The organism is Oscillibacter sp., assembly GCF_031978065.1.
GTDB lineage: Bacteria > Bacillota > Clostridia > Oscillospirales > Oscillospiraceae > Oscillibacter.
In genome coordinates, this window is the sequence record NZ_DALZCH010000015.1 from 31,279 (window position 1) to 43,259 (window position 11,981).

At 46.5% G+C, this 11,981-nt stretch carries 10 protein-coding genes; 7 read left to right on the plus strand and 3 right to left on the minus strand.

Features of this window, described 5'->3' with window-relative positions; translation table 11 throughout:
- Positions 1–4 precede the first annotated feature (4 nt).
- Positions 5–340 carry a plasmid mobilization protein gene (locus RTK01_RS03980; RefSeq protein WP_312279733.1) on the minus strand — a complete coding sequence of 112 codons (336 nt, stop codon included), beginning with the start codon at positions 338–340 and terminating at the stop codon, positions 5–7.
- A 480-nt stretch (positions 341–820) separates the two neighbouring features.
- On the opposite strand from RTK01_RS03980, the gene RTK01_RS03985 reads away from it, so the two are divergent.
- The gene (locus RTK01_RS03985) at positions 821–1,459 is read left to right on the plus strand and encodes a hypothetical protein (protein WP_312279734.1); all 639 of its coding nucleotides are present in this window, start codon (positions 821–823) and stop codon (positions 1,457–1,459) included.
- 206 nt (positions 1,460–1,665) lie between these two features.
- Positions 1,666–3,507 carry a P-loop NTPase fold protein gene (locus RTK01_RS03990; RefSeq protein WP_312279735.1) on the plus strand — a complete coding sequence of 614 codons (1,842 nt, stop codon included), beginning with the start codon at positions 1,666–1,668 and terminating at the stop codon, positions 3,505–3,507.
- A gap of 48 nt (positions 3,508–3,555) precedes the next feature.
- Here the strand turns inward: RTK01_RS03990 and RTK01_RS03995 are convergent, their stop codons facing one another.
- A complete protein-coding gene (locus RTK01_RS03995; RefSeq protein ID WP_312279736.1) occupies positions 3,556–4,626 on the minus strand; it encodes a hypothetical protein in 1,071 nt (356 codons plus the stop codon).
- Positions 4,627–5,091: 465 nt separating this feature from the next.
- A complete protein-coding gene (locus RTK01_RS04000) occupies positions 5,092–6,552 on the minus strand; it encodes a sigma 54-interacting transcriptional regulator (protein ID WP_312279737.1) in 1,461 nt (486 codons plus the stop codon).
- Between the two features lie 453 nt (positions 6,553–7,005).
- Here RTK01_RS04000 and RTK01_RS04005 point away from each other — a divergent pair, with 453 nt between their 5' ends.
- From RTK01_RS04005 to RTK01_RS04025, 5 genes are all read left to right on the plus strand, one after another.
- A complete protein-coding gene (locus tag RTK01_RS04005) occupies positions 7,006–8,082 on the plus strand; it encodes a TRAP transporter substrate-binding protein (protein WP_312279738.1) in 1,077 nt (358 codons plus the stop codon).
- Positions 8,083–8,220: 138 nt separating this feature from the next.
- Positions 8,221–8,721, plus strand: a complete 501-nt coding sequence (locus tag RTK01_RS04010) for a TRAP transporter small permease (protein ID WP_312279739.1) — start codon at positions 8,221–8,223, stop codon at positions 8,719–8,721.
- Positions 8,718–10,001: a TRAP transporter large permease gene (locus RTK01_RS04015; RefSeq protein ID WP_312279740.1), complete on the plus strand. Its 1,284-nt coding sequence runs from the start codon at positions 8,718–8,720 to the stop codon at positions 9,999–10,001. Before RTK01_RS04010 ends, RTK01_RS04015 begins: the two co-directional genes overlap by 4 nt.
- A gap of 29 nt (positions 10,002–10,030) precedes the next feature.
- On the plus strand, positions 10,031–10,756 hold the full coding sequence (locus RTK01_RS04020) for an SDR family oxidoreductase (RefSeq protein ID WP_312279741.1): 726 nt from the start codon (positions 10,031–10,033) through the stop codon (positions 10,754–10,756).
- A gap of 12 nt (positions 10,757–10,768) precedes the next feature.
- Positions 10,769–11,981, plus strand: a 1,213-nt coding sequence (locus RTK01_RS04025; RefSeq protein ID WP_312279742.1) for a malonate decarboxylase subunit alpha, incomplete at its 3' end; no start/stop codon positions are given.

Consider the following 11,981-nt stretch of genomic DNA (forward strand, 5'->3'; position numbering starts at 1 on the left):
AGCGTCATCTACTCGTAAAATCAAGAATCAAATCGTTCAGATCGTAGACTGCGGTTTCAATGCTTTCAATCTCATCCTGATTGACCGTTTTTGTGCTGTTTGCTATACGCGCAATCTGGTTTATGTTGTTTCCGATGCAGCTCATTTCCATGATAATTTTTTTCTGATTTTCTGCGGAAAAATAGGTAGTCTTATGCGCCGCGCCGTACAGAATTACATTTCGCAAATACTCTGCTTTTGACATTTGAGCTTCCTCTGCTTTCATGCAAAGCACTTCATTTTCTTCTTCCAGCAGTCGCACGATCATTTGTTTTTTTCTCATTCGTCCTTCTTCACTCAAAGTGATGCACCCTCTTTCGTAAAATGAGCAAACGGGTTTGATATATTTATTCTCTCACGGTGAGAGATTGCGGTATGGATTTTCCGCGCTGCCGGAAAATCGGGGCAGGGGTATTAGGGGGCGTCGCCCCACAAAAACGCGGCGCGGTTTCGGACTAACAAGCCGGATAATGGGAGAGTCAAAGCGGAACGCTGTGGCTATCCGTTATCCACTGCTTGCTACGCTGTAAAACAGGGTTCTAAATGGAGAATAAAAACGGAGCATTTTTGCAGATGCTTAAATTGCATAAGCGCGTATTTTGCAAAGCAGTAAAAGAAAAAATCTGCTGGAAATAAGTATTACATAAGGCAATAGAACATTGTGATTTTAAAATGTACATGGTATAATTTTTATTGGACTATGGTAGGTTCCATATTGAACAAATGCATGTTTTAGCAATTACGCGAAGTTCTATTATCAGAATTAGAATGAGGTGATTACATGCTTTTCAGCATGTTTCTAAATATAATTCTTGGAATCATTGGCGGCATCATTTCCAGTCTTATCGTATCAAGGGTTTTTCTAATTCAGGCAGAATATTTAAACCAATTAAAAAGTGTTGAACACATTCTCAAACATATGGAGTACATCCGTGGCATGCTTTTTGGAATTCGAAAAGTCCTTGAAACCGATTATGATGAGGATTCAAGGAAGCGCAAAGAAACCGCAGAAAGAGGATATAAATCGGAATGTGAATACTATACAAACCACAAGGAATGCCGATGGATTGATGCAGAGGCACTCTTAAGAAAAATGATTAAGGATACTCAAGACAGAGCGTCAATAATGTATGAAGACATCGTTAAAATTCATATTAATGATAGTTCTCTTGTAAATCTTTTGCAACAGATGAGTGCGTACACCCGAAAGGTTAATTCATTAAAAGACTGCAATTTTGCATTAGTGGATGATTTGGATCGCATAAGCAATGGAATTGTTGAAGAGTATAGTACATATAAGCAATTATCAACAAAACAACTTGTAATGTCAGTACTTAAAGATAAAGTAATGATAATTTTGTACGTTTCTTTGGTAATTATTATTCTTGGAGCAGTTTTAGCATACTTTCTTGGCATATAAATTTAACCACTAATTTATTACAACGAGTGTCCATATTATTCTTATCTTGTTAATATGAGTTTTTCCAATAAAAGATGGGCTCGAAGAAAAAACTTTTTTGTCCTGTGAAAGCTATAGCAATATCGTACAGATCGAAAGAATGTGCGCGTTTACCTTTTTGGGCAATTGAGCGAAATGTAAATCTTGGAAGGAGGACGCATAGCGATATGAACACCATTGATGAATTATTATACTATTGCAGAGAAATTGAGCCGGTAGGTGCTCTGCTACTAACAGGAGAGTGGGGGTGTGGAAAAACTTATTTTATAGAGCATGAATTAAAAGATGCTCTTGCAGGCCAAGCAGTAGTTCTCAGAGTATCATTGTTTGGCATATTTTCACATGAAGAAATACATAATGCTGTAAAAAGTGCATGGTTAGGAGAATATTGCAAAGTTAAAGGTTTTGATGGAGTATCCGAAAAAGTTGTTGAAGGGAAAAAGCTTATTTCAAAATTGGAATTTCTTCCTGAATGGGTTAGGGGTATCGCTACTACAGACATAACTTCTTTCTTCCCAATTAGCAACAAAATGGTGGACAAATCAGTAATACTTATTTTCGATGATCTAGAACGTTGTCGTATGAGTAGTGTAGAAGTGTTGGGCATTATCAACGATTACTGCGAGAATCAAAAGTATCATACGATTATCGTCGCAAATCAAGAGAAGATTAAAATCAAACAAGAACCAGTTACAAAACCCGCTCAAGGAGAACAGGGAGAGATTTCGTACTCGGAAATAAAAGAAAAAATTATTCAGCGAACAGTGCAATATTTGCCTGACTACCCGAAAATAGTACATGCCGTTATAAACGAAACAAAACATGTAGATGGTGAGTATAAAGCATTCGTGGAAAAATGCGAGGAAAGTCTATTAGAATTATTTGCGCCGGACAGAAATGCTTTTGGGTATGTTGAGAAACGAAAGTCAGGGGAAAGATGGCCCCATAACATCAGAAGTTTAAAATGTGCTATAAGTGACTTTTATCGAGTGTACAAAATTTTACAAGATAATAATTTTACCAATGTTGCTGAATGGTTTTATAGTTTTACATCATATGTAATTTCATATAAGGCTAATATTGCTAAAGAAAGTTCATACGGTACTCTTTTTTCAGACGAGGAAGTGCGTAAATTATACCCGGCTTTTCAAAATAAATATATGTTTGACGCCGTAAAGCAGTGGATACTTCTTGGCATTTGGAATGGGGATGCTATTTCTTATGAAATTGAAATTATTAAGAAACGTGAAGAACCTCTAAAGCCTTGGGAGATTATAAAAGTCAATCGAATAATGGATATTGAGGAAGATGTACTTGACAAAGGCTTTGGTGAGTTTCTATATAACGTTTATGATGGCAGTTTAACTTTAGATGATTATGTCCGTTTTATTGAAAATAGCAGTTGGGCAAGGAGCTACGGCTACTCCTTCCCAGAAGCCATAGATTGGGAAAAAGCTATGAGTGGAGTCTGCAAGTGCATAGAGAGCATTAAAAGGGAATTGCCGGATGGACAAATATTATTTCATGTCATTGGTGAAGAGAATAGAGAACATTTCACATGTGAGGAATGGAGTATGTATAAGCTTATTTATGACTTTGCACTTGATGATGGATATATGTTTTTCAAGAATCGAAGATTATATATTGAAAAAATGAAAGAGCTTGCATCTGCATCTTTTGTAATCATTCAAAATAAGAGGTTTAATGTGTTCGATGATGAAATGGCAATCATTACAGCGAAAGCGTTCGCCGGAGAAAATAATGCTGGTAAAGATTTATTTGCTAACTACTTCCAAAAAATTTGGGTATGCAATATTCAAACCGGAGATTTAAAGATTGAAGAAGGTCTGAAAGGATTTTCGGAACTTAAGGATTTATTGAAAGAGCAAATTGAAGATCCTCAAATAAAAGAAAAAGCTTTTACAATATTACATATACAAACATTTATACAAGTGGTTGAAGAATTGACCAATATGCTTGAAAAACTTAAGAGTGATGACATAGCGTAAGTAAGTGATTTTTGCTATTACAGCTTCGTGTAATGTTTATAATGCTTTCTATCCGATATATTCCGCGTCCTGCTTCACCTTATAGGTAGAAAAGCAATTCCAAAGGACAGACATAGCATACTTCCGCTTATCTCGAACATCCGTGTTCTCATACGCCTTGATAAAATCGTCCATAGCTTCTTCCAAAAATTCAAGCAGTCCACCCTCGCAGCAATGATTTGAGTTATTGTTGATGGCGTCAATTACCTTGGCATAGGAAATGCTGGCTCCACGATAATTGCGGATTTCCTGCGCACAGGCCATATCAATAAGGCAGTCCACGCAGAAATTAAAAGCGTTCATTCTCGGCTCATCAACGAAACCACGCAATGTGGTATAGGGATGCTTCTGAAAAAAATCCCATTCAGTCAAATAGTGAATGGCTGCTTGCATTTTCCGCTGGTCGGAAGCATAAACGTATGGAACTTTCTGTTGATCTCCCAATTCGTCAATAACCTGTTCTTTTATTTCAGCTTCACTCAATCCATCGCTTTCCGATGCCTGCACTGTTTTAACGTCCGATAGATTGATAGAGTCTTTATTTAGAGTATTATCTTTAGTATTTAATGGGAGTATTATATTACCACCCCTGTTACTACCGTGGTGGTCACCACTGGCATGGTCACCACCGGGGTGCTTACCACTGGGGTGGAAATCGGGGTGGTGGGCAGGCAGGGGTTCTTTCACTGTTGGCTCATCAGCCCCCGCGTTTGTGCTTGACACTTCTCCTTTAGAATTATAGCGATAAAGATATACGCCGCCGCGCAAGTTGGCTTCATCCAAGAGCTCGTATTCATAGCAGAAGCGCCCGCGTTCTGCCGGATAGATATGGACCTTCAAATATCCGTTCTTCTTCAGCTCGTTCCAAGCAGAGTCGAATGCTGTGTCTCCCTCATTGCAATGTTTAACCAGATAAGTTTTTGTCAGATCGATGGTTTCCAAGGTGATATAGGACTGAATCAAGACGTAGAGTCCCCTTGCTTTCAGCGACAGATTTGCATCTCTGATTGCACTGTTGCTTGAAATTGTGAAACCCTTTTTTTTGCGAAATACGCCCATATCTACTGAACCGCTTTTCATGCGTGTATCCTCCCTTATCTTGTTACAAAAAGAAATCACCTGCAAAATATGCAGGTGACGGTAAGGGGCGACCGCCGTTTTCGTGCTAACATGATGCTAACAAACCTGATAACATCCATTAGAGCAAAACAAATTTCAAAGCCTATTCTGACGAATCAGCACCAATAATCTGCATAATTTGCCCATTTTCGTATGAAACAGCACCCGGAAAACAGAGGAAACTGAGGCCTTCCGCCTCCTAAGCGGAAGGCCGGCAGTTCGAATCTGCCCGGGGACGCCACATATAAAAAAGCCGAAGACCCTGATTGATCAGGGTCTTCGGCTTTTGTATTTTGCACTCTATGGATTTGCCAATAGTATTAGATTTTTACAGATGAAAAGTTTATGGAACCACACGCTAAACAGAAGAGCAGGCTCCAATCCGCGGGAGCGTGCTCTTTTAAACAAAAGGAAAGGCTATCCGCGCTACTCCGGCTTCACCCCGAGGTGCTTCATCTTTCGCAGAATCGTCGGCTGGGAGACGCCCAGAGCCTCAGCCATCTTTCGGCTGGTTTTGTATTTCTTCGCGGCGTTTTCCAGAAGCTGACGCTCATAGGCGTCCATCATATCCTGTAAATGCGGCATTTCCTTAACCGGCGACACACGGTCCCCGTTAATGGCCATTTCGATGTCCTCACCGGTAATTTCGCTTTGGTCGCCAATGATCACCAACCGTTCCACCGTGTGCTCCAAATCCCGCACGTTTCCCGGCCACTCATAGGCCTCCAGACGGGTAATGGCCGAAGGCTCGAAAAATTTACTTCGCTTGTATTTCTCGTTGGCCCGATTTAAAAACGTACCCGCCAACGCAACAATATCCTCTCGCCGCTCCCGCAGGGGCGGGATGTTGATGGACACCACATTCAAACGATAGTAAAAATCCCGGCGAAACAGGCCATCCTCCACCATTTTTTTCAAATCCTTGTTGGAGGTCGCAATGACGCGGATATCTATTTTTACAATTTCATTTCCGCCCACACGGATAATTTCCTGCTCCTGCAATGCCCGCAGAAGCTTTGCCTGCATGGTGAGCGGCAGATCCTCGATCTCATCCAAAAGGACCGTGCCTTCATTTGCAAGCTCCAAAAGGCCGATTTTGCGGGTATTCAAGGCGCCGGTAAAGGCGCCTTTTTCATATCCGAACAGCTCTGATTCAAAGAGCGCATCAGGAATGGCGGAGCAGTTAATGCGGATATACGGCTTGTCCCGCCGATTGCTTTTGGAAAAAATGTCCCGGGCGACAACCTCTTTTCCGGTGCCTGTCTCCCCGCTGATGAGAATGGTGGCGTCCGAGGAGGCGGCCTGACTGATCAGGTATTTTACCCGTATCATTTCAGGGGAGCTGCCAATAAAAGAGGAGCCGAACTGCAAGGTCTTCAGATACTCCAAATCCTGCGCCATTTTGCCCAGCTTGCTTTTCAGCAGCATCGTGTCGGTTAAATCCCGCACAATGGAAATTACAAAGTCCAGCGCGCCGCCGTCTTTGAAGATGGGGATACAGACGTATAAAACGATTTTTCCGTTGCTGGCAAGCTTATTGATGCCGGTGACTGCGGTTTTTCGCTCAATGGCATACAGGGAAAGCCGGGGCGCGTCCTTCACGTTATACTCCTCCAGCCCGTTTTCGTTGAGACTGTGAAGAAGTGTATTCACATCTGTATCATCGTAACCGAGAAAGACGTTGACTTTCTCGTCGAAAATGCCCGCATCCCACAAGTCGTCCACGGTTTTCCCAAGAATATCGTCACGATGAATCCCCAAGATTTCCTGACAGGTGTCATTTGCCTCAACAATCCGTCCGTCAGGCATTACGATGTAGGCGGCGTCGCCGGTGTATTGAAAGAGCAGCATGCACGCTGCCACCAAGTGCCAATTTGACTCCTGCATAGGGATTCTCCTCTCGATGATTTCCTTCTATTTTAAATGATTGCGATTTGTTTTGCAAGGCGGCAAGGACTGGAAAAAGAAATTTGATACAATTCTGTATCAATTATCATAATAATTTTGATTTACAACCGTTTCAAAGCCGGTGTTTGTCGGTTGAAAAATCACAAACCCCTTGAAAACAGGATGGAAATATATGCTTACGCAGGCGGCGATACAGTTTTATATCACCATGATTGGCATTTATCATTTTTGTTTCGCGGAAAAGGCGGGGCGGCGGTATCACCGCGCTGTTTTCCTGCCGCACACAAAGATACTTTGTGAGAGATAAACAGGAAGAAACCCTGTAATTGATATTATAAACAAAAAAGTGCGTCGTTCAAAAAAGTGGCACGGTCATTGCTGTATATATTTGCAGAGCAACGTCCAAATGGAGAAAACAGGAGGAGTTTCAATATGAAAAAGAGGGGCTTAAGTTTTATTCTTGCACTGTGTATGGCATTTACTCTGGCCGCCTGTGGCGGCGGCAATTCCGGCAGCAGCACCCCGTCTTCATCCGGCGATAAAGGCCAGTCTTCCGATTCCGGCAGCGCAGGCGGCTATCCCAAGTACGAGTGGACTGCCGCAAACGTCTTGGCTGAGGACTCCGTTTACGGCGTCGCGCTGCATCAGTTCGCAGATTTGATCAATAAAAAGTCCGACGGCGCAATTACGATAAAAGTATTTGACGCCGGCACGCTGGGTACCGAAAAGGAGTGCATGGAAGGGCTGCAGATGGGCACCGTTGATTTTGAAGTTGCCTCCACCGCAACCTGCTCTAACTTCACAGCATCTCAGACCATCTATGATTTGCCCTATCTGTTCCCCAACTCCATAGTGGCCCGCGAGGTTTTGCAGGGCGAAACCTGTCAGGGGATTCTGGGAGAACTGTCCAATGCTTCTATCAAGGGCCTGACCTATTTTGAAAACGGCATTTATGCCATCATCTCCAAAGAACCCATTAAAGACCTCAGCGACATGGGCGGCAAGAAAATCCGGGCCATTGAATCCAACCTGCAAACCGATACATACGCGGCCCTCGGCGCCACCGGCGTGGCCATCGCCTGGGGCGATTGTTACACCTCTTTGCAAACCGGTGTTTGCGACGGGATTTCCTCCACCACGATTCCCAACATGTACTCTGCGAAGTTCTATGAGGTCGGCAAGTATATCACCAAGACCAACCACGGATACAGCCCCTGCCTTTTTGCGATGAGTCAGGCTCTGTGGGATTCTCTGGATGCGGACACGCAGGCGCTGATTATGGAATGCGCCAATGAGGCCCGCGACTATCAGTACAGATACATTGACGCAATGCTCACCTCCTTGCAGGATGAACTGGAAGACGGCGGCGTCACGTTCTATGACATTGATACCGCCGCATGGGGCGATGCCTGCGCACCGATTTATGAAAAGTACGTCGGTACTGGCGCAAACCAGATTAACCCGGACCTGGTTACCGCAATCCAGAGTGAGGTGGCCGCGATTTCTTGATTTTAGGTCTGTACAAATAAACGCCGGGCGAGACGTTTCTCGTCTCGCCCGGATAGAATTTCGCTAAAGCAGGGAATGGGGAAAATAATTTGAGGAAAGGAGTATTCCCGTTCGGCAGGCGCCGTTCGGGGATCGTGTATGCTTAAAAAAATTGATCGCGCTTTAAACATTGTTGAAAGCGTAATATGCGGCATTATCTGTGGGGCCATGCTGGTGGTCACCTGTATGATTGTCATTTGGCGCTACATTCTGGTGGCTCCGCTTCCATGGGGAGAGGAAGCAGCCAGAGATCTGATGATTTGGTTCGTATTCTGGGGCTGCTCTATTGCGGCCAAGGGAGAAAACCACGTGGGCGTGGAGGCATTCGTCTCTATGCTTCCCGCAGCGGCACAGTGTATTTCTATAAAAATAAAGTATGCCATCACGGTGGTGATTTTTGGTGTTTTGTTTGTGCTCTCCTGCCGGATGTTTGTGCAGTACGGCTCCACAGGGCAGGTTTCCACCATCATGCGTATTCCCATGAACATTGTGTATTCCTGTGTGCCCATTGGTCTTTTTCTGGCCACCTGGCACTACATCGTGCATCTTCTGATGCACCTGCATGACAAGCCCGAAGACAGGGAGGTGGAGAGCGTATGATTACGGCGGCTTTATTCGGCGGCTTTTTAATCTGCATGTTCTTCAGCGTGCCGATTGCGCTCTGCCTTGCCGGCGGCGGTATTTTAGCGACCATGGTGGGCGGAACCGTGGACCTGTTTGTCTGTGCGCAGAGGCTGTTTGCCTCTATCGACAGCTTCACCCTCATGGCAATCCCGTTTTTTATGATTGCGGGCAATCTCATGTCCTCCGGCGGCATATCCAAGCGCCTTTGCGATTTTGCAAACTCCCTGATTGGCTGGCTTCCCGGCGGCCTTGCCTGCGCATCCATTTTGTCCTGCATGATTTTCGGCGCGCTCTCCGGTTCGCCCACGGCGACAACGGCGGCCATCGGTGGGATTTTGGTACCCGCGCTGATTGAAAACGGCTATTCTAAAAAATTCGCACTATCCACCATCGCGGTAGCGGGTCTGCTGGGAACAATTATCCCGCCCAGCACGATTATGATTACCTACTCATCCTGCACGGATGTGTCCATCGGCTCCTTGTTTATGGGCGGCATTCTTCCCGGCGTTGCGCTGGGCGTTTGCATGATGGTGATTGCGGTGAGCTATGGCATAAAGCACAAGGCGGAAATTACCCGGATTCCCTTCAGCATTCGCCGGGTGGGGCGGACCTTTATTCGCGGTATCGGCGCGTTTTTAATGCCAGTCATTATTCTCGGCGGTATTTATACCGGCATTTTTACACCCACCGAATCCGCGGCCATTGCCTGTATTTACGGGCTGATTGTCGGCATTTTCTTCTATCGTGAGCTGAAGGTTGCCGATTTGAAGAAGGTTCTTGTTGACTCCGCGTCCTCCTCGGCCATGGTAATGATCATCATTGCCTGCGCCGGTATTTTCGGCATGGTCATGACCCGTGAACAGATTCCGGCCAAAGTGGCGGCAGTGCTGATCAGCGTGGCTGGGAACAAGTATGTATTCCTGCTGCTGGTGAACATCATGCTGCTGATTGTGGGCTGCTTCCTTGAAACCACGGCGGCAATTTTGATTATTGCGCCGGTGCTGCTTCCGGCGGTTGCGGCATTTGGCATCAACCCCATCCACTTTGGCATCATCGTATGCGTGAATCTGGCAATCGGCTGCGCAACACCGCCGCTGGGCGTGAACCTGTACGTCGCGGCGGGTCTTACCCGCGATAAGGTCGATAAGGTGATCAACAGGCACTTGGTGAACTACATTATTGCCTCTGTGATCGCGCTCTTAATAATTACCTACTGCGAGCCGTTGGTGATGTTCCTTCCGAACATGATGGCTTAAAGCACGGACTTCGAAAGGATATGGCTGTCATGGACAGATTAAAAGGAAAAGTTGTTGTAATTACCGGCGGCGCAAGAGGCGTTGGCTACTGTATGTGCGAGCGCTTCGCGCAGGAAAATCCCGAGGTAATTTACTCCATTGATATGGCAGACGGGGGCTATGCCCATCCGCTGGTGCACCCGGTTAAGCTGAGCATTACCGACCGGACGTCTCTTGCGGCTTTTGCCCTGCAAGTGAGAGAGGAGTTCGGCCATGTGGACGTGCTCGTCAATAACGCCGCCATTACCAGAGATTCCATGCTTTATAAAATGACGGAGAAGCAGTGGGACGCGGTGATCGATGTAAATTTGAAGGGGACATTCAATATTACGCAGGCATTGGTGCCCTTCATGCGTGAACAAAAGAAGGGCTGCATTCTCTCCATCTCCTCCGGCAGCGGCGTTTACGGCAACATCGGCCAAACCAACTATGCCGCCACAAAGGCGGGCCTGATTGGCATGACTTACTCCTGGGCGAAGGAGCTGAATCTCCACGGTGAGCAAATCCGCTGCAATGTTTTGGCACCCGACAACATTGAAACCGAAATGGCAAAAACCATTCCAGCGAAGATTTTGGATCCCCTAATTGCCCGCACGCCGCTCGGGCGCATGTGCCAGCCCATTGAAGTTGCCAATACGGCGCTGTTCCTCGCCAGCGAGGAAGCGTCCTTCATCAACGGGCAGGTGGTTTGCGTAAACGGTGGCCTGCGGCTGTAAGGCGGTACATCCATGCTAAACGAAAAATTTGTGTCTGCCAAAGAAGCCGCCGGTGTAATCCCCGACGGAGCCTATGTCGGCATCGGCGGCTTTCTGGGCATCGGATCGGCGGAGGAAATCAACATTGCCATTGAAACCCGTTTCCTCACGGAGGGGCACCCCAGAGATTTGACGCTGCTTCATACCGGCGGCGTGGGGGACGGCAAGGACGCAGGAAACAACCATCTTGCCCACGAGGGCTTGGTAAAGCGGCTGATCGGCGGCCACTTTGCCAGAATTCCAAAGCTTGGGGCCATGGTGGAGCAGGAAAAAATCGAAGCCTTTAATATTCCGCAGGGCATCCTTTCCCATCTCTATCGTGAGAGCGCGGCCATGCGCCCAAGGCTGATTACCAAGGTGGGACTTGGAACCTTTGTGGATCCCGACTTGGACGGCGCCAGAGTCAACGGCATTACGACGGGGACAATGGTGGATAAGGTACAAATCGACGGAGAGGAGTATCTCAGCTACCACGTTCCGCCGGTGACGGTTGCCATGATTCGCGGCACCACAGCCGACGAACAGGGCAACATCTCCTTTGAAAACGAGCCGCTGACGCTGGAGGGAATCTCCATTGCCACCGCTGCGAAAAATCATGGCGGCATTGTCATCGTGCAGGTGGAGAAGGTGGTGAAAAAAGGCGCGATTCTGCCTCAAAATGTGCGGATTCCCCACATTCTGGTGGACTACATTGTGGTGACCACGAAGCCGGAGGAATATCACCGACAAAACTATGGTACATATTTTGACCCCCGCTTTACCCGCAGCGACATTGTTGTGGAGGGAGCGGCGGTGCAAGCGCCAATGGGCGTTCGCAAAATTATTGGACGGAGAGCCGCCATGTGCCTTGGCAGGGATATGCGGGTGGTGAACTTTGGAATCGGCATACCGGAAACGGTGATGGCTGTTTTAAATGAGGAAGGTCAAAGCGGGCGCTTTACCTCCATCATCGAAAGCGGAGCCATCGGCGGCGTTGCGCTGGGTGATATGAATTTCGGCTCGTGCATTTGTCCTGACGCGATTATCGACCAGCCCTATATGTTTGATTTCATCGACGGCGGCGGTCTGGACATGTCGTTTTTGGGGCTTGCCCAGTGCGACGCCAGAGGAAACATCAACGTATCCCGCTTCGGCACAAAGGTGACCGGCTGCGGCGGCTTTATCGACATCTCCCAAAACGTCAAAA